General features: G+C 71.5%; 17 protein-coding genes and 1 pseudogene. 12 read left to right on the top strand and 6 right to left on the bottom strand.

Translation table 11 applies throughout. The annotated features are described in order from the left end of the window. Window positions 1-9: 9 nt before the first annotated feature. The 5 genes and pseudogenes from ACYVIP_RS15230 to ACYVIP_RS15210 form a co-directional block, all read left to right on the top strand. Window positions 10-981 (top strand): zinc-dependent alcohol dehydrogenase, encoded by a 972-nt coding sequence (locus ACYVIP_RS15230; protein ID WP_460396547.1) that lies wholly within the window; start codon window positions 10-12, stop codon window positions 979-981. Window positions 982-1,002: 21 nt separating this feature from the next. After that, entirely contained in the window at window positions 1,003-1,401 is a 399-nt protein-coding gene (locus ACYVIP_RS15225; RefSeq protein WP_460396545.1) for a 6-pyruvoyl trahydropterin synthase family protein, read from the top strand. Window positions 1,402-1,409: 8 nt separating this feature from the next. Beyond that, a complete protein-coding gene (locus ACYVIP_RS15220) occupies window positions 1,410-2,474 on the top strand; it encodes a glycosyltransferase (RefSeq protein ID WP_460396543.1) in 1,065 nt (354 codons plus the stop codon). Window positions 2,475-2,479: 5 nt separating this feature from the next. Then, the gene (locus ACYVIP_RS15215) at window positions 2,480-3,457 is read left to right on the top strand and encodes a lysylphosphatidylglycerol synthase transmembrane domain-containing protein (RefSeq protein WP_460396957.1); all 978 of its coding nucleotides are present in this window, start codon (window positions 2,480-2,482) and stop codon (window positions 3,455-3,457) included. Further along, window positions 3,450-4,001: pseudogene (locus ACYVIP_RS15210) on the top strand (GTP cyclohydrolase II); the annotation flags it as partial. The gene ACYVIP_RS15215 and the pseudogene ACYVIP_RS15210, both read left to right, overlap by 8 nt. Window positions 4,002-4,051: 50 nt before the next feature. Here ACYVIP_RS15210 and ACYVIP_RS15205 read toward each other — a convergent pair. From ACYVIP_RS15205 to ACYVIP_RS15180, 6 genes are all read right to left on the bottom strand, one after another. Then, a complete protein-coding gene (locus ACYVIP_RS15205) occupies window positions 4,052-4,777 on the bottom strand; it encodes a creatininase family protein (RefSeq protein ID WP_460396541.1) in 726 nt (241 codons plus the stop codon). Between the two features lie 9 nt (window positions 4,778-4,786). Continuing rightward, complete coding sequence (locus tag ACYVIP_RS15200; protein ID WP_460396539.1) at window positions 4,787-5,548, bottom strand: putative hydro-lyase; 762 nt, start codon at window positions 5,546-5,548, stop codon at window positions 4,787-4,789. Between the two features lie 70 nt (window positions 5,549-5,618). Then, window positions 5,619-7,235, bottom strand: coding sequence for a thiamine pyrophosphate-binding protein (locus tag ACYVIP_RS15195; protein ID WP_460396537.1), 1,617 nt, complete (start codon window positions 7,233-7,235; stop codon window positions 5,619-5,621). Between the two features lie 7 nt (window positions 7,236-7,242). After that, the gene (locus ACYVIP_RS15190; protein ID WP_460396535.1) at window positions 7,243-8,016 is read right to left on the bottom strand and encodes a cyclase family protein; all 774 of its coding nucleotides are present in this window, start codon (window positions 8,014-8,016) and stop codon (window positions 7,243-7,245) included. Between the two features lie 42 nt (window positions 8,017-8,058). Further along, on the bottom strand, window positions 8,059-9,231 hold the full coding sequence (locus tag ACYVIP_RS15185; RefSeq protein ID WP_460396533.1) for a metallophosphoesterase: 1,173 nt from the start codon (window positions 9,229-9,231) through the stop codon (window positions 8,059-8,061). 53 nt (window positions 9,232-9,284) lie between these two features. Beyond that, on the bottom strand, window positions 9,285-9,761 hold the full coding sequence (locus ACYVIP_RS15180; RefSeq protein WP_460396531.1) for an SRPBCC family protein: 477 nt from the start codon (window positions 9,759-9,761) through the stop codon (window positions 9,285-9,287). Between the two features lie 233 nt (window positions 9,762-9,994). Between ACYVIP_RS15180 and ACYVIP_RS15175 the strand changes: the two genes are divergently transcribed. From ACYVIP_RS15175 to ACYVIP_RS15145, 7 genes are all read left to right on the top strand, one after another. Continuing rightward, window positions 9,995-10,906 carry a carbohydrate ABC transporter permease gene (locus tag ACYVIP_RS15175; protein WP_460396529.1) on the top strand — a complete coding sequence of 304 codons (912 nt, stop codon included), beginning with the start codon at window positions 9,995-9,997 and terminating at the stop codon, window positions 10,904-10,906. A gap of 236 nt (window positions 10,907-11,142) precedes the next feature. Next, a complete protein-coding gene (locus ACYVIP_RS15170; RefSeq protein ID WP_460396527.1) occupies window positions 11,143-11,922 on the top strand; it encodes a carbohydrate ABC transporter permease in 780 nt (259 codons plus the stop codon). A 109-nt stretch (window positions 11,923-12,031) separates the two neighbouring features. Continuing rightward, entirely contained in the window at window positions 12,032-14,005 is a 1,974-nt protein-coding gene (locus tag ACYVIP_RS15165) for a DUF6807 family protein (protein WP_460396525.1), read from the top strand. 6 nt (window positions 14,006-14,011) lie between these two features. Beyond that, on the top strand, window positions 14,012-15,310 hold the full coding sequence (locus ACYVIP_RS15160) for an ABC transporter substrate-binding protein (protein WP_460396523.1): 1,299 nt from the start codon (window positions 14,012-14,014) through the stop codon (window positions 15,308-15,310). A 9-nt stretch (window positions 15,311-15,319) separates the two neighbouring features. Next, window positions 15,320-16,630 (top strand): pectate lyase family protein, encoded by a 1,311-nt coding sequence (locus ACYVIP_RS15155; RefSeq protein WP_460396521.1) that lies wholly within the window; start codon window positions 15,320-15,322, stop codon window positions 16,628-16,630. Window positions 16,631-16,768: 138 nt separating this feature from the next. Next, complete coding sequence (locus ACYVIP_RS15150; protein ID WP_460396519.1) at window positions 16,769-17,713, top strand: pectate lyase family protein; 945 nt, start codon at window positions 16,769-16,771, stop codon at window positions 17,711-17,713. Between the two features lie 166 nt (window positions 17,714-17,879). After that, entirely contained in the window at window positions 17,880-21,161 is a 3,282-nt protein-coding gene (locus ACYVIP_RS15145) for a substrate-binding domain-containing protein (RefSeq protein WP_460396517.1), read from the top strand. Window positions 21,162-21,370: the final 209 nt, after the last annotated feature.

The following is a 21,370-nucleotide window of genomic DNA, read 5'->3' as shown; positions in this document are numbered from 1 at the left end:
CGTGTCCCTATGGATCATGCGTTCTGGCTGAGTGAACCCGGTCGCGGCGAGCTGCGACCGGTCGACGTCCCCACCCCCGGCCAGGACGAGGTGCTCGTGCGGACCCGGTACTCCGGGGTCAGCCGGGGCACCGAGACGCTCGTGTTCCGCGGCGGCGTGCCGGCCAGCCAGCACGCCGCCATGCGGGCGCCCTTCCAGGAGGGCGAGTTCCCCGCGCCGGTCAAGTACGGCTATCTCAACGTCGGCGTCGTCGAGGACGGGCCGGCCGACCTGCTGGGGCGGACGGTGTTCTGCCTGTACCCCCACCAGACCCGGTATGTGGTGCCGGCCACCGCGGTCACGCCCGTGCCCGACAGCGTCCCGCCGGAGCGGGCGATCCTCGCCGGCACCGTCGAGACCGCGGTGAACGCCGCCTGGGACGCGCGCCCGCTGGTCGGCGACCGGATCGCGGTCGTGGGCGCGGGCATGGTCGGTGCGTCGGTGGCCAAGGTGCTCGCCGGCATCCCGGCCGCGCGGGTGCAGCTGGTGGACACCAACCCCGGGCGGGCCGTGCTGGCCGACGCGCTCGGCGTCGAGTTCGCCACGCCGGACACCGCGCGGGACGGCTGCGATCTGGTCGTGCACGCCAGCGCGACCTCGGCCGGGCTGACCCGCTCGCTGGAGCTGCTCGCGCCGGAGGGCGTCGTGGTCGAGCTGAGCTGGTACGGCGACCAGCGGGTGAGCGTGCCGCTCGGGGAGTGGTTCCACTCCCGCCGGCTCACCATCCGCGCCAGTCAGGTGGGCATGATCTCGCCCGCCCAGCGCGGCCGCCGGGACTACGCGCAGCGACTGGCGGTGGCCATGGATCTGCTGGCCGACCCCGGATTCGACGCGTTGATCACCGGCGAGTGCCGGTTCGCCGAGCTACCGGCCGTACTGAACCGGCTGAACAAGATTGAACTGACCGCGCTCTGTGTCCGTGTTAGCTACGACAACACGTAACCGACACAGCAGGAGGCGCGGGTGTTCAGCCTCACCGTCCGGGACCACATGATGGTCGCGCACAGTTTCCACGGCGAGGTGTTCGGGCCCGCGCAACGGTTGCACGGCGCCACGTTCGTCGTGGACGCCACGTTCCACCGAGCCGAGCTCGACGCCGACAACCTGGTCGTCGACATCGGCCTGGCCAGCGCCCGGCTGGCCGAGGTGCTCGGCGAGCTCAACTACCGCAACCTCGACGAGCTGCCCGACTTCGTCGGGGTCAACACCTCCACCGAGTTCCTGGCCAAGGTGATCGCCGACCGGCTGGTCGAGCGGATCCAGGACGGCCAGCTCGGCGACGGCGCGCGCGGGCTGGCCGAGCTGTCGGTGACGCTGCGCGAGTCCCACGTCGCGTGGGCGAGCTACCGGCGGCCAGTGTGATCCGCACTGTGATCCCTTTCGTCGTGCCTGCCGACGTCGACGACGTCAACTACGCGAGCGGCGGCAACATCTACGACCGGCGCATCGGCGAGGTCGCCGCCCTGCGGCCGGTGCCGGTCGCGGGGTCCTGGCCCACGCCGGACACCGCCTCCCGGGTCGCGCTGGACCGCGCGCTGGCCGAGGTGCCGGACGGCTCGATCGTGCTGGTCGACGGGCTGGTGGCCTGCGGCGTGCCGGCGGTCGTGGTGCCGCACGCCCGGCGGCTGCGGCTGGTGGTGCTGCTGCACCTGCCGCTGGGCGACGAGACCGGCCTGCCCACCGAGCGCGCCGCCGAACTGGACGCGCTGGAGCGCGAGACCCTGCGCGCGGCGTTCGCGGTGGTCACCACCAGCGGGTGGGCGCGGCGGCGGCTGATCGGGCTGCACCGGCTGGAAGCCGAACGGGTGTACGTCGTCGAGCCGGGCACCGACCAGGCGCCGGTCGCCGCCGGCAGCGCCGACGGGTCCCGGCTGCTGTGTGTGGCCGCGATCATTCCGCGCAAGGGCCAGGACCTGCTCGTCGAGGCGCTCGCCGGGATCGCCGACCTGCCGTGGACCTGCGAGTGCGTCGGGTCGGTGCACCGCGACCCGGACTTCGTCGAGCGGCTGCGTGGCCTGATCGACGACCACGGGCTCGCCGGGCGGATGACCCTGTCCGGCGCGGTGCCCGCGCTGCCGGGCGCACAGCTCGACGGGCTGTTCCACTCCTCGGACCTGCTGGTGCTGCCCTCGCGGCAGGAGACCTACGGCATGGCGGTCACCGAGGCACTCGCCCGCGGCATCCCGGTGCTGACCACGGCGGTGGACGCGCTGCCGGAAACCCTCGGGCAGACCGCGAGCGGCGAGGTGCCCGGCCTGCTGGTGCCCCCCGGCGACGTGCCGGCGCTGAGCGCCGCGCTGCGCCGGTGGCTGACCGAACCCCGGCTACGCGAACGCCTCCGGGAGGTCGCCCGCAAACGGGAACTCGACGGCTGGGACGCCGCGGGCGACCGACTGACCGCCGTACTCGACCAGCTTGGGGGTGAGCCCTGGTGACCGCCATGTTGGAGCGGCCGGCGGCCGAACTGCCGGACCTGCCCGTCGGACCGGAGCCGGTCCCCGCGCCGCCGAGCACGACCGGCCGCCGGGACACCAAACGGTTGTGGGCGTGGGTGAAGCTGCTCGTCGGTGTCGGCATCGTCGGCGCGTTGGTGTGGAAGCTCGGCGCGAGTGGGTTCGTCGACGGGCTGCGGGTGATCTCGGGCGTCGAGATCGTGGCCGCGCTCGGCATCGGGCTGGCGACCACGGTGCTGTGCGCCGGGCGCTGGTGTCTGGTGGCCCGCCGCCTCGGGCTGCGGCTGCCGCTGGGCCGGGCGGTCACCGACTACTACCGGGCGCTGTTCCTGAACGCGGTGCTGCCGGCCGGGGTGCTCGGCGACGTGCAACGCGCGGTGCGCCACGGCAAGGAGGAGGGCGACGTCGGCGCCGGCGTGCGCGCGGTGGTGCTCGAGCGGATGGCCGGACAGGCGGTGGTGATCGCCGCCGGGATCGTGGTGCTGGTCGCCGGACCGGCGCGCGAGGTCGGGCTCGCGGTGCTCGGCGGGGTCGCGGTGCTGGTGGTCGCCTTCGTTCTCGCACGTAAATTGATCGGGGCGCAGTCCCGTTGGCGGCGTACGGTCGATGACGTGCGTACCGGGTTGCTGGCTCGCGACGCGTGGCCCGGGGTCGCGCTGTTGTCCGCGTTGGCGCTCGCCGGGCACGTGACGCTGTTCCTGATCGCGATGAAGGCGGCGGGCGCCGACCAGTCGGCCCACCAACTTCTGCCGATCGTGGTGGTCGCGTTGCTCGCCATGGGGCTGCCGATCAACATCGGTGGCTGGGGGCCGCGGGAGGGGGTGACCGCGTTGATGTTCGCCGCCGCCGGGCTCGGCGCCGCGCAGGGTCTCACCGCCGCCGTCGCCTACGGGCTGCTCGGCCTGGTCGCGAGCCTGCCAGGGGCGCTGATGCTGATGGTCCGACGGGAGAGGGTGCATGACTGATCTGGCCGACATCGAACGGGATGACTCGATCGTTCGAGCCGACGAGACTCGGCTACCCACGAAGTACGGGGAGTTCCGCGCGGTCGGGTACCTCGACCAGCTCGGCAACGAGCACATGGCGGTGGTGCACGGCGACCTCACCGGGTTCAGCCCGCTGACCAGGGTGCACTCCGAATGCCTCACCGGCGACGTCTTCGGCTCGACCCGCTGCGAGTGCGGCGAGCAGCTCAGCGCGTCGCTGCGGGAGATCGTCGCGGCCGGCGCGGGCGTGGTGATCTACCTGACCGGCCACGAGGGCCGGGGGATCGGGCTGGTCGCCAAGCTCAAGGCGATGCGGCTGCAGGAGGACGGCATGGACACCGTCGAGGCGAACGTCGCGCTCGGCCTGCCGGTCGACGCGCGCAGCTTCGACGTCGCCGCGGACATCCTCAACGATCTCGGGGTGCCGTCGATCCGGTTGCTGTCGAACAACCCGCAGAAGGTGAAGTCGTTACGGGCCAAGGGAATCCGGATCAGCGAGCGGGTGCCGCTGCTGATCGAGCCCAGCCAGGACAACCTCGGTTACCTGGCCACCAAACGTGAACGGCTCGGCCACTACCTGCCGCACCTGTCGAGTGCGTCGACCACACCGGCGAACGAGTCGACCAAGCTGCGCAACGCGCCCCTGCCCTTCGCGGCCGAGGCCAGGGAGGGGCGGCCGATCACGCCGGACTCGGTGTAGGGGGCCAGGCCGAGGGTGAGGAACCGGTCGCGGTCGTCGGCCAGCTGGTCGTGCTCGGCGTAGTCGGGCCGCACGAGCTCGGGGTGGGCGTGCAGCAGGATCGAGGTCTCCAACTCCCCGGCGTGCATGTCGCTGACCGCGGTGAGCTCGACCCCGCCCGCGCGCCTGGCCCGGTCCCAGTCGTTCTCCGTCGGGAACAGCGCCATCGCGTGGCCAGCGGCGCTGGCCTCCTGGACGACGTTGCCAAGTACGTAGTTGCCGCCGTGGCCGCTGACCAGCACGAGCTTGTCGACGCCCTGTGCGCGCAGGGAGGCGGCGATGTCGTTGACCATCGCGTACAGCGTGGCCGCGGAGATGCTGACCGTGCCCGGCCAGCCGGCGTGCTCGTGTGAGCAGGAGATGGTGACCGGTGGCAGCTCGAACACGGTGGTGGCTTCGCCGATCGCCCTGGCCACGGTGACCGCGATGACCGTGTCGGTGCTCAGCGGCAGGATCGCGCCGTGCTGCTCGAAACTGCCGACGGGTAACAGCGCGATCGTGGCGCCGCGCGCCTGTTCCTCGACGGCGGTGGCGGTCGGCAGGAAGTGGTTGTCGGTCACGGGTGCACCCTAAACGGCGGCGATCGCGTACTCGGTGTCCAGCACGTCGGTGACCAGCATGTGGCCGGGGGCGTGGGTGATCGCGAACGGTGGGCGGGAGGCCATCAGCACCGCCTGCGGGGTCACGCCGCAGGCCCAGAACACCGGCACGTCACCGGGGTGGGCCGTGACCGGGTCGCCGAAGTCGGGGGTGGCCAGGTTCGTGATGCCCAGCGCGGCGGGGTCGCCGATGTGCACCGGGCCGCCGTGCACGGCCGGCATCCGGGCGCTGATCCGCACCGCGAGGTCGACCAGCGGGGCCGGGATCATCCGCAGCGACACGACCAGCGGGCCGTGCAGCGAGCCTGCGGGGCGGCAGGCGCGGTCGGTCACGTACATCGGCACGTTGGTGCCCTGGTCCAGGTGGCGCAGCGGGATGTTGGCGGCGGCCAGCGCGCTCTCGAACGTGAAGCTGCAGCCGATGAGGAACGCGACCAGGTCCGCGCGCCAGTACGCGGTCGCCTCGTGTGGCTCGTCGACCAGGGTGCCCGCGCGCCAGACGCGGTAGCGGGGGATGGCCGTGGCCAGGTCGGCGCCGGGGGCGAGCACGGTGTGCCGGCTGCCGGTGTCGGTCACGTCCAGCACCGGGCACGGGCCAGGGTTGCGCTGGGCGAACAGCAGCATGTCGTAGGCCAGGTCGGCGGGCAGGGCGATCAGGTTCGCCTGGGTGTACCCCATCGCCAGCCCCGCGGTCGGCCCGGTGGCGTCGCGCCGTACCTCTTCTGGAGTCATACCGCGATAGTGCGTAACCCGGGTGGTGGCGGACAAGTTTCCGTGCCGTCAGTGGAACGTCACTGGAACGTCACCGGAACGCCTCGGCCAGCCACCAGGAACCGCCGTCGCTGGTGATCTTCGCGTCGATCAGCAGCGGGCGGTCGCGCGGGCCGGCCAGCCAGACGGACAGGCCGTCGAGGTCGGCGACCGTGCGCACGGTCAGCCCCACACAGCCGAAGCCGGCGCCGATCGCCGCGATGTCGGTGTCCGGGAAGCGCACCGCGCCAAGGTCCTGGCCGGCGAAGTGGTGCACCTCCGCCCCGTAGGCGTCGTCGTTGTACACCACGATCACCATCGGCAGGCCCAGGCGGACCACGGTGTCCAGCTCGGCGACGCTCATCAGCGCGCCGCCGTCGCCGAGCGCGGCCACCGACAGCCGGTCGGGGCGGGCGAGCGCGGCGCCGATGGCCGTGGCCAACCCGAGGCCGATCGACTGGAACGCCTGGGTGAAACAGAACCCGTGCTGGTCGGGGACCGCCAGATAACCGCTCGGGTAGCCCATGAAGTTGCCCGAGTCGACCGCCACGATCCGCTCCGCCGGCAGCAGCTCGTCGAGCCGGACGCTCAGCGCCCTCGGATCGATCCGGTCCACAGTGGACTCGTCGGTGAACGGCACGGTCGGCCACCGGCCCCGCGCGGCGATCCGGGCGCGGACCTCGCCGGTGCGGTAGCCGGTGCGCGGGGACAGCTCGCCCAGCACATCCCGCGCGGTCGACGCCACATCGCCGAGCACCCCGAGGTCGGCGGGCCGGTGCGCGCCGATGGCGGCCGGGTCGAGGTCGACCTGGGCCACCTTCGTGTCCTGGCCGATCAGCGTGCCGTGCCGGGTGGTCCACGCGTTGAGCGCACAGCCCCAGCCCACGACGAGGTCGGCCGCGGCGATCAGCTCGGCGGCCAGCGGGGAGGCGAACCCGCCGGAGATGCCAACCGACCACGGGTCGCCGGCGAACAACCCGTTGGCCACCGCGGAGGTGGCCAGCAACGCCCCGGCCACGCCGGCCAACTCCCGCAGCTCCGACCCCGCCGCCCGCGCGCCGCGCCCGGCCACGAACACCGGCCTGCGCGCCGCGCCGAGCAACGCCGCGCGGTCGGCGACCGCCGCCGCGTCGAGCCGGACCGTCGTCGGCGACGGCGGCCCCACGAACGGGGACTCCGCCGCCGGCGCGGCCTGCACGTCCAACGGGAGGTTCAGCACGACGGTCCGGCGCTCGTGCACCGCGCGGCGGTAGGCGCGCACGGTGTCGGCGACCGCGGTGGCCGGCGAGTGCACCCGTTCGGCCACCGCGCCGATCGCGGTGACCGCCGCGTCCTGGTCGATCCGGAAGTTCGAGGTGACCGCCGCGCTCGGCGTGTCGCCGGTCAGCACCAGCAGCGGGGTCCGGCTCTTGGCCGCCTCCGCGATGCCGGTCAGCGCGTTGGTCAGCCCGCAGCCCTGATGGGTGGTGACCACCGCCGGGCGCCCGGACATCCTGGTGTAGGCGTCGGCCATGGTCGCCGCGCCGCACTCGTGCCTGGCCGCCACGAACGGCACCCCGTTGGCGCGCAACGCGTTGGTCACCGCGAAGTTGCCGCTGCCGACCACGCCGAAGGCCTGCGCGACCCCGAGCCTGGCCAGCGTCGCGCCGACCAGATCGGCGACGATCATCTCCCGGTCACCGCTCGATCAGCGCGTAGACCCTGGCCGGGCTGCCCGACCCGCCGACGATCGGCAGCGGTGAGATCACCACCACCGCGCCGGTCGCCGGCAGCCGGTCGAGGTTGCGCAGCTGGGTGAGGCCGAGCTTGCCGGCGCCCAGCAGGTGGCTGTGGCAGGGGAACGGCGGGTCGAAGCCGTGGGCCGCGCCGGCGTCGGTGCCCACGGTCTCCACGCCAAGGCCGGCGATCGGGGTCTCCTCGGCCAGCCAGCGCGCGCACGCGGCGGACAGGCCGGGGGAGTGCGGGCCGTGCTCGTCGGCGTTGAGGAACCGCTCGGTGTCGGTCGACCGCTCGTCCCAGCCGGTGCGCACCAGCAGCCAGCCGCCGGTCGGCAGCTGGCCGTTGGTCTGCTCCCAGGCCCGGATGTCGTCGATCTCGACCAGGTGGTCGGGGTCGGCGGCCACCCGATCGGACACGTCGAGCACCACGGCGGGCGCGATCAGCTGGGACAGTGCCAGCCGGGAGACGTCCACACCGTCCTTTCCGGACACCCAGTGCACCGGCGCGTCGACGTGGGTGCCGGTGTGCTCGCCGGTGTGGATGTTGTTCCAGTACCAGGCGGGGCCGGCCTCGTCGTAGCGGCTGATCTGCTCCAGCTGGAAGGGAATCGTGTTCGCGAACGGCTCCGGCAGCGCCAGGATCGGGGTGTCGGCCGACAGCGGCGCGGTCAGGTCGACGACCTCGATCCGGCGGTCGCCGATCGCGTCCAACAGGTCCCGCAGCAACGGCATGGTGCTCTCCTCACGGCTCGAGCATCCGGAGTGGTCAGCGCATCATGGCAGAGCGCGGCGCAACGTGAGCAGGCTGATCTCGCTCGGCGCGAAGATCCGCAGCGGCGGCCCCCAGAAGCCGGCGCCCCGGGTGGTGTACAGCTGGGTGCGCTCGCCGTGGCGGGACAGGCCGTGCACGGTGGGCTGGTCGATGCGCACCAGGTAGTGGAACGGCCAGATCTGGCCGCCGTGGGTGTGCCCGGAGACCTGGAGGTCGACCAGGTCCCTGGTCTGGGCCACCTGCCGGGGTTGGTGGGCGAGCAGCAGCACCGGCAGGTCGGCGTCGGCGCCGGTGAGCGCGCCGGCGAGGTCGGCGCCGTGGCTTGGCAGGCCGGAGGAGCCGGCGGTGGCGTCGTCGATGCCGGCCACGACCAGCCGGTCGCCGCCGCGCTCGACCACGACGTGCCGGTTGTGCAGCGACTGCCAGCCCAGCTCGGTCATGTGGTCGAGCCAGCCCTGTGCCTGGCCGAGGTACTCGTGGTTGCCGGTGACGTAGACCTTGGCCAGCCGGGCGCGGATGGTGCCCAGCGGCGCGGCCTGTTCGCGGCGTTCGGTCGCGGTGCCGTCGGCGATGTCCCCGGCGTGGGCCACGATGTCGGGCGCCAGCGCGTTCACCGCCTCGGCGGTGCGCCGCGACCAGGTGGTCCGGTCGATCGGGCCGTAGTGGGTGTCGGCGAGCAGCGCGACCGTGGTGCCGTCCAGGCCGGGGCCAAGGCGCGACAGCCACACGTCGACCCGCCGGATCCTGGGCACCCGCATCGCCTCGACCGCACCCCAGGCCACGAGCACGGCCGCGATCACCAGTACCGCGACCGCCACGATCCGTGAGCGCGCCGGGTCGTCGACCCCGGCCAGCCAGAGCACGATCCTGGCCAGGATGCCGAGCACCGACCACGCGAACAGCACCCAGATCACGCCGAGCAGGGTGTCGCCGACCCTGGCCGCGCGGTCGTCGCCGCGTCGGTGGCCGAACCTCATCAACAACGGCAGCGCGACCGCGCCGACGGTGAGGACCACGGTGGCGACGACGAACACCGCGCCCGGCCAGCTCGGCCCGAGCGCCAACGTCCACCACGGCACGCCGAACAACAGCAGCACCGCGGTGATCATGATCCCCGCGAACGCCCAGCGCCGGCCGCCGCGCCCGGTGTGTTCGGTCTGTTCTGTCTGCGCCATCCGCCGCTCCCGTCCTCCGCGCCTCAACGCTACCCAGACGCGGGCGGTTGGGCTCAGGCGGCGCGCTGGCCCTCGACGGTGGCCTTCACCGCGGCCAGGGTGTGCTCGATGGAGCTGACGTTGTAGCCGGGCCGGTCGGCCCGGCCGGTGACCCGGGGGCCGAGGAAGCGGCGGACGAACCAGCTGCCGACGCGGTACCAGTTCTCGGTGAGCCGGCAGCCTGCCGGCGTCGGCGTGATCTCGTAGGCCCAGCGGGACACCCGGACACCGAACGGGGTGCGCACGTCGAAGGCGAAGCGCCGGCCCGGCTCACACACGACCACCCGGACCCTGGTCCACCACTGCCGGTCGCCGTTGCGGTTGGTGCCGCGGAACCGCGCGCCCAGCGCCGGGCCGGTCGCGCCGTCGAGCCAGTGGCCGCCGACGTTCTCCGGGCTGAGCCGGCCCATTCGCGGCAGATCGGTGACCAGCGCCCACACGACCTCCGGGTCGGCGGCGAGGTCGGTGCTCAGCGAGATCGACGGCTCCACGGAAAAACGGTAGCCAGCACCGGTGTCCGCGGACAACGCGTCGGGGCAAGGTGCGCACGACCGAAGACCGCATCGCTCGCCGACGGACGCCATAGTCCACACGCTCTACGCAATTGTCCACACGTTCCTACCTAATCTTTGGCTCATGCGATGAGGACGGACGGAGCGGGATTTCCGGCCATTCGTCCTGTTCTGGCGGGTCGACGGTCCGCCGGGTAGAAGGGACGATGGGCATGGCAGTCGGTGAGGTGAGCGTGCGGCGACCACGTCGCCGGCGCGGACCACGCACGCCCTACCTGCTGATCGCGCCCGCGGTGGTCGCGATGCTGGGGTTTCTGGTCTACCCCATGGCCAGCGTCGTCTACTACAGCCTGCGGCACTACAACCTCAGCAAGCCGTGGGAGGACGGGTTCGCCGGGCTGGACAACTTCCAGCGGATGCTCACCGACGACCCGTTGTTCTGGCAGAGCCTCGGGTTCACCGCGCGCTGGGTCGTGGTCGAGGTGTCGCTGCAGCTGGTGCTCGGCCTCGCGCTCGCGCTGATCGTCAACGAGTCGTTCATCGGCCGGGCGATGGCCAGGGCGATGGTGTTCTCGCCGTGGGCGGTGTCCGGCGTGCTCACCACCGGCATCTGGGTGCTGCTGTACAACCCGACGACCGGGCTTTCCCGATATCTGGCCGATCTCGGGCTGATGGACTACGGCGCGGCGCCGCTGGCCGACCCGGACACCGTCTTCGCCGCCGCGGTGCTGGCCGAGCTGTGGCGCGGGGTGCCGTTCTTCGCCATCCTGCTGCTGGCCGACCTGCAGTCGATTCCCCGGGATCTCTACGAGGCGGCCGCGGTGGACGGGGCGAGCCGGTTCCGGCGTTTCCTGCACGTCACGCTGCCGCACCTGAAGGACGCGATCATCCTGTCCACGCTGCTGCGGGCGGTGTGGGAGTTCAACAACGTCGACCTGCTCTACACCCTCACCGGCGGCGGGCCGGCGCACCAGACGACCACGCTGCCGCTGTATGTGGCCTCCACCGCGGTGCAGTCGCAGGACTTCGGCTACGGCTCGGCGCTCACCACCGCCGGGTTCGTGATCCTGACGTTCTTCTCGGTCGCCTATCTGCGGATGGGCAAGTTCGGAGCCAAGTCATGAACGACCCCGCGACCGAATCAGTATCACCGGGCGACCTGCGGCCATCCCACGGCTCGCCTGAGCCACGTGGCTCCCAACCGCACCTAAGGGGAACGGAACGCAACCCAGCCACCGACACGTACCGAACCGGAAGGCGCCAACGCAAGGCAACCACAGCAGTTAAATCCGGGGAGGCGGGACAGTCGCCGCCGGCCAGGGTCAACAAGGCGCTGCGTGTCGGCCGGTGGCAGATCTATGTGCCGTTGGGGCTGTACCTGCTGTTCACGTTGGTGCCCTTCTACTGGATGCTGGTCTTCGCGGTGCGGCCGCGGGGGTCGACCTCGTTGCTGCCGTGGCCGATGTCGTTGGAGAACTTCGAGACCGTGTGGAACGGGCTGGGGTTCGGCGTGTTCTTCGCCAACAGCCTCAAGGTCGGACTGGCCGCGCTGGTGGCCACCACGGTGGTCGCGCTGGCCGGTGGGTACGCGTTGGCCCGCTACCGGTTCCGCGGCCGGACGGCGTTCATGGTCGCGATGCTGTGCACGCAGTTCATTCCCGGCGCGATGATGCTGATCCCGCTGTTCGAGGTGTTCCGCACGCTCGAGCTGGTGAACAGCCTGTGGAGCCTGGTGATCGCGGAGACGGTCTTCCAGCTCCCGCTGTCGCTGATCCTGCTGAGCGGGTTCATCCGCAACGTGCCCGTCGAGCTGGAGGAGGCCGCCTGGGTGGACGGCTGCTCGCGGCTGCGGGGGTTCCTGATCGTGGTGTTGCCGATGCTGCGGCCGGGGCTGGTGGCGGTGGGCTCGTTCGCGTTCATCCACAGCTGGAACAACTTCCTGTTCGCGCTGATGTTCGTCAGCGAGCAGGAGAAGTACACGATCCCGGTCGGGCTCGCGTTCACCCTCGGCGAGTTCAGTGTGGACTTCGGCGCGTTGGCCGCCGGCGGGGTGGTGGCCGCGGTCCCGGTGGTGCTGGTGTTCGCCGTGATCCAGCGCTACCTGGTCCAGGGCCTGTCAGCCGGGGCGGTGAAGGGGTGACCCGCCAGCCGGAACGCAGCGAAGGGTCCCTTCACTGCGGCCAGTGCAGCGAAGGGACCCTTCGCTGCGGTGGGAACCGAGAGCGGCGGGGTCGAGTGTGTTGGGGGGCGTGGTGAGGGCTGCTCGGGTGGTGTTGGCCGGTGCCGGTGGGCACGGGTGGTGGCATCTGGACAACCTGCGGCGGTTGGCCGGGGCCGGGGTGGTCGAGCTGGTCGGGGTGTGTGACGTGCGGCCGGTGGACCAGGAGGCGTTGGCCGGGCTGGGGGCGCCGGCGCAGTCCAGCGACCTGGCCGGGCTGATCCGGCGGACCGGTGCGGAGATCACCGTGCTGGTCACGCCGATCCACACGCACGCCGAACTCGCGGTCGCCGCGCTGCACGCGGGATCGCATCTGTTGCTGGAGAAACCGCCGGCACCCAGCCTCGCCGACCACGAGGTGATCGCGAACGCCGTGCGGGACACCGGACTGGCCTGCCAGGTCGGCTTCCAGACCCTCGGCTCGGACGCGATTCCCTTCCTGCGCAAGCTGATCGCCGGCGGCCACCTCGGCAGGGTGACCGGCATCGGCGTGGCCGGGGCCTGGGAGCGCCCGGCCAGCTACTTCGGCCGCGTGCCCTGGGCTGGCAGGCGCACGCTGGACGGCCACGCGGTCACCGACGGCGCGCTGACCAACCCGTTCGCGCACGCGATCGCCACCGCGCTGGCCGTGGTGGAGGCCGAACAACTCGGCGCGGTCGCGGAGATCGAGGTCGAGCTCTACCGGGCCAACCCGATCGAGGCCGACGACACCTCGTGCGTGCGGCTGCGGCTGCCGACCGGGCTGGTGATCACCGTCGCGGTCTCACTGTGCGCGCCCCGCCGCCACGAGCCCTACCTGCTGGTGCACGGCGAGGCCGGCCGGGCGAGCCTGGTCTACACCCGCGACGAGGTCGAGGTCGTCCCGGCGAACGGGCAGCCGACCACCACCTCCCACGCCAGGACCGACCTGCTGGAGAACCTCGTCGACCACGTCCGCGCCGACGCGCAGCTGCTCGTCCCGCTGGCCAGGACCGGCGCCTTCACCCAGGTCCTGGAGGCGGTGCGGTTGGCCGCCGAGCCGGTGGCGATCCCGGAGCGCCTCCAACAGCTCCGCCGCGACGAGACCGGCCAGACCGTCGGCCGGGTGCTGCCCGGCATCGCCGAGGTGACCGCGCGCAGCGCGCAGCGGCTCGCGCTGTACTCCGAGCTGGACGTGCCGTGGGCGCCCGCCGAGCAGGTGCTGCGGGTCGCCGACCGGACCGTCGCGCGCTACCGGTGGCGCGTGGACCTCCCGGTGACCGCCGCGCCTCGGCCACACCTGCACCCGGTACGCACCCTCGGCGGCATCGAGGTGAGCGAGGTGACGCCGGCCGACCACGTGCACCACCTCGGCGTCGGCGTGGCCATCGCCGACGTTGGCGGGGTGAACTTCTGGGGCGGCCGGACCTACGTGCCCGACGCCGGGCCGACCTGGCGCGACGACCACGGCCGCCAGCGACACCTGCGGTTCGCCCGCAGGGAGGCCGACCGGCTCGGCGAGCACCTGGAGTGGCTGGACCCGGCGGGCGACCCGATCCTGGGCGAGGAGCGCACGATCACCGCGGCCCGGCTCGACGGGACCTGCTGGGTGCTGGACTTCACCTTCACCCTCACCAACCTGACCGACACCCCGCTGGCCATCCGCAGCTCGGCCACCAAGGGCCGGTCCGGCGCGGGCTACGGCGGGTTCTTCTGGCGCGCGCCCGGCTCGGCCACCGCCCGCACGGTCTTCACCGAGCACCTCGACGGCGAGGACCGGGTCAACCACAGCCGCGCGCCGTGGGTGGCGATGACCGGCACCACGCCGCAGGGCCGGGACTGGACCCTGGTGTTCGCCCAACACGGCTCGACCGACCCCTGGTTCGTCCGGGTTCGCGAGTATCCCGGGATCGGCCCGGCGCTCGCCTGGGAACGCCCACTGGTCATCGCCGAGTCGATGACCAGACGAGTGACCACGATCATCGCCGACGGCCGGCTCGACCGAGACACCTCGGCGGACCTGATCGCCAGCACGACAGAAAGGTAGAAGGCCATGGCACCACGACGATGGTTGAGGACGGCCGCGGCGCTCGCGGTCGGCTCGAGCCTGGCCCTTGCCGGGTGTGGCGAGGACCAGGCCGCCGACGGCACCACGACGATCACCTTCTGGGACGACAACGGCGGTCCGGCGCGCACCCCGGTGTGGGAGCACATGATCGACGAGTTCGAGGCGAAGCACCCGACGATCAAGGTGAAGTACGTCGGCATCCCGATCGCGCAGGTCCAGCAGAAGTACGACACCGCCATCGCCGGTGGGGGACTGCCCGATGTCGGCGGGGTGTCCACCGCGATGCTCGCCAACCTGGTCGCGCGGGAGGCGCTCGTGCCGACCGAGGAGCGCATCGCGGCCAGCTCGCTTGAGGGCAAGCTCAACGAGCAGGTGGTGGACACCGTGCGCGCCACCGTGCCGGACGAGAAGCTGTACATGGTCCCGTTGTCGACCAACATGGGCGTGTTCTGGTACCGCACCGACTGGTTCGCCGAGGCCAAGCTCGCCCCGCCGAAGAACTGGGACGAGTTCTTCACCGCGGTGGAGAAGCTGACCGACAAGGACAACAATCGTTACGGCTACACCATTCGCGGTGGCGCGGGCTCGATCTCCCAGCTGCTGGAGGTGCTCTACGGCCAGTCGGGCATCGAGGAGGTGTTCGACTCCAGTGGCGAGTCCACGGTCAACGACCCGCGCAACGTCGCGGCGCTGGAGCGGATCTCGGGGCTGTTCAAGAACTACACGCCCGACGCGGACGTCACCAACGACTACGTGAAGATGGTCGCCCAGTTCGACGGCGGCAACATCGGGATCATGCAACACAATCTCGGCTCCTTCACCGACCACGTGGAGACCCTCGGCGAGGACAAGGTGGCCGCGATGGTCGTGCCGCCTGGCGATGACGGCAGCCGCACGGTCACCTCGCACCCGGTCACCGGGCTGGGCGTGTTCGGCAGCGGCGAGCAGCAGGACGCCGCGTTCACCTTCGCCGAGTTCGTCGCCAGCAAGGACATGAACTCCTACTGGGCCAAGGAGACCGGGGTGTTGCCGGCGAACACCGAGGCCGACATCGCCGGCATGGACCACATGGCCACGGCCACCGAGGTGCTCAACGACCCGAGCACCAAGCTGGTCCAGCTGCCCTACTACCTGCCGGAGTTCAACGCCATCACCAAGACCGACGCCGAACCGCTGTTCCAGAAGGTCCTGCTCGGCGAGATGTCCGAAAAGGAATTCCTGGACGAGATCGCCGGCAAGCTCACCGAGGCCCAGGCGTCCTACGCGGAACGCAACGGCGGCTGAGGAGCACCGATGAGAACCGTTCCCACGCTGGTCGCAGCCATGGTCGCCGGTCTTGTCACGGCCGCGCTGTGCTGGCCGGCGACCGCCACCGCCGACCGTGACCTGCCGCTGGCCCGCCAGGTGTTGGCGCCCAACGACGGCTGGGCCAGCGCGGGCACCGGCACCACCGGCGGGGCCGCGGCCCCGCCGGCGCACGTGCACGTCGTGGACGACCGGGCGGAGCTGGTGGCGGCCCTGGCCGCGCCGGCTCCCCGGATCGTGCTCGTGCGGGGCGCGATCGACGGCAACACCGACGACGCCGGCCGCCCGCTGGACTGCGCGGACTACCACGCCCCCGGCTACAGCCTGGCGGCCTACCTGGCCGCCTACGACCCGGAGGTCTGGGGCAGGGAGACCGAGCCGTCCGGGCCGCTGGAGGAGGCCAGGGTGGCCTCGGCGGCCAACCAGACCGCGCGGATCAGGCTGAAGGTCGGCTCGGACACCACGATCGTCGGCCTGGGCCGCGACGCGGTGCTGTCGGGGATGAACCTGCACGTCGACCAGGCCGACAACGTCATCATCCGCAACCTCACGTTCGTCGACGCGGCCGACTGCTTCCCGCAGTGGGACCCGACCGACGGCGCCAGCGGTGAGTGGAACTCGTTGTACGACAACGTCTCGGTGACCGGGTCGACGCATGTCTGGGCCGACCACAACACGTTCACCGACGGGGACAACCCGGACTCCGCGCAGCCGCGCTACTTCGGGCGGCCCTACCAGGTGCACGACGGCCAGCTCGACCTCACCAACGGCGCGGACCTGATCACGGTGTCCTGGAACGAGTTCACCGGCCACGACAAGACGATGCTGATCGGCTCGACCAACAACCCGGCCACCGACCGGGGCCGGCTCAACGTGACCGTGCACCACAACCTGTTCGACACCACCCTGCAGCGGCTGCCAAGAGTCCGGTTCGGACAGGTCCACGTCTACAACAACTACTACCGCCTCCAGGACGACCTGGTCTACGCGCTGGGCGTCGGGGTGGAGTCGCGGATCTTCGCCGAGGCCAACGTGTTCGCGCTCGCCGAGGACGTGGCACCGAGCAGACTGCTCCACGACTGGGGCGGCACGGCGCTGACCGCGCGGGACAACCTGCTGCGCGCGGGCCACCGGAGTTCGCCGGTCGACCTGGTCGCGGAGTACAACGCGGCCAACGACCCGGACCTGGGCGCCGACGCCGGCTGGGTGCCGACCAGACATACCAGGATCGATCGGGCACGGTCGGTGCCCGCGCTGGTTTCCCACCACGCTGGCGCGGATTCCCGACCGGCCGGCTGAGGAGATTCCCGGCGGAAGAGTCCACACGTTGTTCGCGATTGTCCACATGTTGCTCCGTAACGTGAATTGTGGTCGCCATCGAAGAAATTCGGATTATCGAATGATTTTCGAAGGGTCTTCCACAGAATGGAGAGCATCATGAACAAACGGATCGCGAAACGAGGCCTGGCGGGTGCTCTCGTGGTCGCGGCCGCGTCCGCGCTGACCGTCGTGTCAGCGGGATCGGCGGCCGCGGTCGGCACCCCGGTCGGGTTCGGTGCCGGGACCACCGGTGGTGGCAACGCCTCGCCGGTGACGGTGACCAGCTCCTCGGCGCTGATCAGTGCCATGCAGTCGGACGGCTCGGACGTCATCCGGGTCAGCGGCATGATCTCGATCAGCGGCATGCAGGACGTCGGGTCGAACAAGACGCTGCTCGGCGTCGGCTCCGGCTCCGGCATCACCGGTGGTGGCCTGGACGTCGACGGCGCGACCAACGTGATCATCCAGAACCTGAACTTCCGCAACTGGTCCGACGACGGCATCAACGTCCAGGACGGCTCGACCAGGATCTGGATCGACCACAACAGCTTCAGCAACGGCTATGACGGCGCGCTGGACATCAAGCGGGCCTCGGACAACATCACCGTGTCCTGGAACAGGTTCTTCAGCCACGACAAGACGGCGCTGCTCGGGCACAGCGATGACAACGGCGGCCAGGACCGCGGCCACCTGCGGGTGACCTACCACCACAACTGGTTCGACGGCACCAACCAGCGCCACCCCCGGGTGCGCTTCGGCGACCCGGTGCACGTGTACAACAACTACTACGACAACGTCGGCAGCTACGGCGTCGCGTCCACACAGGAGGCCGGGGTTCTCGTCGAGAGCAACTACTTCGAGAACACCGACTCGCCGTGTGAGTTGGGCCAGGGCAGCTCGCCGGAAGGCGATCTGGTCTCGCGGAACAACCACTTCGTCAGCTCGGGCACCTGCGCGGTTCGCGGCAGTGTGAACAGCATCCCGTACTCCTACTCGGTCGACCCGGCCAGCAGCGTCAAGTCGATCGTGGAGAGCGGCGCGGGCACGGGCAAGGTGGCCTGAACCAACTCCGGTCCCGACACTTCGGCTCCCGTCACCCGGCCTCCGGTCGCGGTGACGGGGGCCGACACGACTCTCGCTCTTGCCATGCTCACCGGGTAAACGTTATGTTGCAGAGAGTGTCGCCGGACCACCGCACGGTTCATCAACGTGGATGAGCGAGGCGAACATGACGGCTGCACGGCTGACCATCGGCCTGGTCACGGCCAACATCCATCTCGGCGTGGGCGCGACGCTCTGGTCCGGGGCGCTCGACGCGGCCCGGCGCCACGACGTCAACCTGATCTGCTTCCCCGGCGGCGAGGTCGGCGCGACCGACCGGCCGCGCAACCGCGTCTACGACCTCGTCGGTCCCGACCTGCTCGACGGCCTGATCTGCTGGGCGTCGACCCTCGGGCTGCCGGTCGCGCACGCACGGGCGGCCAGGCTCGGACGGCGCTTCGCGCGGCTGCCGACGGTCAGCCTCAACGGCACCATGGGGGAGGACCGCCCGCTGACCGTGGACAGCTACCGGGGCATGTGCACGGCGATCAGCCACCTCATCGAGGTGCACGGCCGCCGAAGACTCGCGTTCATCCGGGGCACGGTGGCCAACCCGGTCATCGTGGAGCGCTACCGCGCCTACACCGACACCCTTGCCCGCCACCGGATCCCGCTGGACCGCACGCTGGTCTCGGCCCCGGTCGACTTCCACCTCGAGGCCGGCGCGTCGGCCATGCGGGTGCTGCTGGACGCGCGTGCACTGCGCCCCGGCCGGGACTTCGACGCCGTGGTGGCCTGTAGCGACTTCCTCGCCGCGGACGCGCTGCGGGCGTTGTCCGAGCGGGGGGTGCGGGTGCCCGAGGACGTGGCGGTCATCGGCGTCAACGACTCGCCGGAGGCCACGCTCGTCGACCCGCCGCTGACGTCGGTGTCCATGCCCTTCGCGGAGTTGGGCGAGCTGGCGGTGGAGACGATGGTGTCCCGGCTGCGGGGCAGTGCCGCGGCCAGGGTGCCCGCGCCGGCCTCGACCCTGGTCGTGCGGCGCTCCTGTGGCTGTCCAGGGCCGCTGCTGGCGCACCTGGACGACGGCGTGCCCGCCGACCCGGGCGTGGACCGGCCGGCCGAGCTGCGGGCCGAGGTGAACGCGATGGCGGCGCGGGACAGCGCGGTACCGCCGGCCGGCAGACGGGCGCTGTGCGTGGGGTTCCTGGCCGCGCTGGACGACGAGGACCAGGGCCGGTCCTTCCTCACCGACGTCGACCGGTTGGTGACCGGCCTGACCACCCGCAGCCGCGACATCGACCCGTGGGACGCGATCCTGACCTCGTTGCGGACACTGGCGATGCGGCACGTGACCGGGCCGCCGCGGCTGCGTGCCGAGCGGCTGCTCGACCGGGCCCGGCTGATCGTGGCCGATGTCGGCAGGCGGCTGTTGGAGTACGAGCGCTGGCAGGCGGAGCAGATCTCCCGCAGGCTGCGGGAGTTGGGCAACGCGCTGTCCTCGGCGGTGGACATGCGCGCGCTGACCGACGTGCTCGACCGGCAGCTGCCCGTGCTCGGCGTGCCGCACAGCCGGCTGCTGCTCGACCAGGAACGGCCGCCGGTGGCGGCCGGGGGACTGCCGACCGACCGCCGGTTCAGCATGGTGGCCGAGCCGCTCTACGTCCGCGACGAACTGCTGGGGTTCGGGCTGTTCGAGGTCGGGCCGCACTCCGGCGCGGTCTACCGGGCGCTGGCCGACCAGATCAGCGCCAGCATCAAGGAGATCAGGCTGTTCGAGGAGGTGCGGGCGGCCAGAGACCTGGCAGAGCAGGCGAACCGGGTCAAGACCACGTTGCTGAGCAGTGTGAACGACGAGCTGCGGGCGCCGGTGCAGGAGATCCGCCGCCGCGTCGACGACGCCCTGCGCTCCATGGAGTCCATAGTGGACGCGTCACCGACGCTGGTCGAAGGGCTCAAGGAGATCCAGGTCAGCGCGGAGCACCAGCTCGGGGTGCTCAGCGACCTGCTCGACCTGTCCAAGGCCGAGATCGACACCCTCGACCTGGCCCCGGAACTGGTCGACCCCGGCGCGCTGCTCGAGGAGGTCGGCCGGCGCCGGCTGCCCGACCCGCTCCCGCTGATCCAGGCCGACCGGCGCAGGCTGCGCCAGGCGCTGGTGAGCCTGTACGGCTGCGTCGAGCGCCTCACCGGCGGCGTCGGCGGGGTCCGGGTCGAGGCCGACGTGCGGGCGCCCTACCTACGGATCCGGTTCGTCCGCACCGGTGTGCGGCCCAACGGGCTGTGGGGCGCGGACGCGGTGGACGGTGGTCTCGCGCTGCCGATCACCCGGCGGTTGATCACCCTGCACAACGGGTCGCTGCGGTTCGAGTCGGGGCCGCGTGGGGTCACCGTCGAGGTGTCGCTGCCGTTGCCGTGCCCGCACGGGCAGCCGGATCCGGTTGGCGCGGCCGAGCACGTGCTGCTCGTCGGCGGCGACCGGGCGCTGCGTCAACTGGTCGGGTTGCCCGTCCGGCACGTGCGCACCGGCGACGACCTCGCGGCCGTGCTGGCCGGCACCCGCCCGGCGGCGGTGATGTGGGACGTGGCGGCCGCGCGGCCGGAGGACTGGCCGCTGGTGCGGTACCTGCACGACCACTCGATGCTGCGCCACACCCCGTTCCTGGTGTACGGCGAGGTCTGCGGCGGGGACCTGGACGAGGTGATCACCGGGCGGCGGCCGGCCGAGCTGGCCGGGCCGGTGATGATCGCCGACGTCGACCCGGACACCCAGGCGACCTACCACCGGCTGGTCGCCCAGGTGCGGCCGGGACACGTGGTGCTGATCGCCTCGGACGGCGCGGCCGCGTTGTCCGCGCTGGAGGACGACGTGCCGAGCCTGGTGATCGTGTCGCAGACGCTGCCGGACATGGACGGGTTCGACGTGCTCGACCGGTTGCACGGCGAGGGCAGGCTGCCGAACGTGCCCGTGTTGGTCCTCAGTGGACGGGCGATCACCATCGACGACATCCAGCGGGCCGAGCCCTACGGGCGGTCGGTGTTGCTGGGCAAGGGAATCCTGTCCGAGGCCGAGACCTCGGCACTGATCGCCCGGCTGTCGATGCCGCGCAACCAGGCGCCGCAGCGCAGCAGCCTGCTGGTCAAGCACGCGGTGGCGTTCCTGCACCAGCACTACCACCACCAGATCACCCGGCGGCAGGTCGCGCAGGCGGCCGGCATGAGCGAGGACTATCTCAGCCGGACGTTCCACCGTGAGCTGTGTGTCTCGCCGTGGGAGTACCTGAACCGGTTGCGCATCCAGCGGGCCAAGGAACGCCTGCGGGAGAGCGATGACAGCATCCAGGTGGTGGCCAGGCGGGTCGGGTTCCACGACCGGGCGTACTTCAGCCGGATGTTCCGCAAGCTGGTGGGCATCCCACCCCAGTCCTACCGCGAGTCCTGGGCTCCCAACCGCCCCGCCCGCCTCTGACCGACCGCAGCGAAGGGACCCTTCACCGCGTGCAGCGCAGCGAAGGGACCCTTCGCCGCGCTGAGGACCGAATCCCGCCGCGCGCCCGGGTCGCCGTTTCGGTCGCGCGGCGCGGATCGGTCTCAGTATTCCTTTCCGTCGGTTTGGGAGCGCTCCCAAACGATTAACACAGGGCAGGCGGCGAATGTCAACAGTGGCAACCAGTGGCA

It is taken from the genome of Actinophytocola sediminis (genome assembly GCF_054779715.1).
This window is presented reverse-complemented; position numbering and strand designations above follow the sequence as displayed.

What these genes read in the sequence shown, in the direction of transcription:
- ACYVIP_RS15175 (WP_460396529.1), top strand. Translation starts at nt 9,995, where the DNA reads ATGGCAGTCGGTGAGGTGAGCGTGCGGCGACCACGTCGCCGGCGCGGA.
- ACYVIP_RS15160 (WP_460396523.1), top strand. Translation starts at nt 14,012, where the DNA reads ATGGCACCACGACGATGGTTGAGGACGGCCGCGGCGCTCGCGGTCGGC.
- ACYVIP_RS15185 (WP_460396533.1), bottom strand. Translation starts at nt 9,231, where the DNA reads ATGGCGCAGACAGAACAGACCGAACACACCGGGCGCGGCGGCCGGCGC.
- ACYVIP_RS15230 (WP_460396547.1), top strand. Translation starts at nt 10, where the DNA reads ATGGATCATGCGTTCTGGCTGAGTGAACCCGGTCGCGGCGAGCTGCGA.
- ACYVIP_RS15200 (WP_460396539.1), bottom strand. Translation starts at nt 5,548, where the DNA reads ATGACTCCAGAAGAGGTACGGCGCGACGCCACCGGGCCGACCGCGGGG.
- ACYVIP_RS15190 (WP_460396535.1), bottom strand. Translation starts at nt 8,016, where the DNA reads ATGCCGTTGCTGCGGGACCTGTTGGACGCGATCGGCGACCGCCGGATC.
- ACYVIP_RS15155 (WP_460396521.1), top strand. Translation starts at nt 15,320, where the DNA reads ATGAGAACCGTTCCCACGCTGGTCGCAGCCATGGTCGCCGGTCTTGTC.
- ACYVIP_RS15195 (WP_460396537.1), bottom strand. Translation starts at nt 7,235, where the DNA reads ATGATCGTCGCCGATCTGGTCGGCGCGACGCTGGCCAGGCTCGGGGTC.
- ACYVIP_RS15150 (WP_460396519.1), top strand. Translation starts at nt 16,769, where the DNA reads ATGAACAAACGGATCGCGAAACGAGGCCTGGCGGGTGCTCTCGTGGTC.
- ACYVIP_RS15145 (WP_460396517.1), top strand. Translation starts at nt 17,880, where the DNA reads ATGACGGCTGCACGGCTGACCATCGGCCTGGTCACGGCCAACATCCAT.
- ACYVIP_RS15215 (WP_460396957.1), top strand. Translation starts at nt 2,480, where the DNA reads ATGTTGGAGCGGCCGGCGGCCGAACTGCCGGACCTGCCCGTCGGACCG.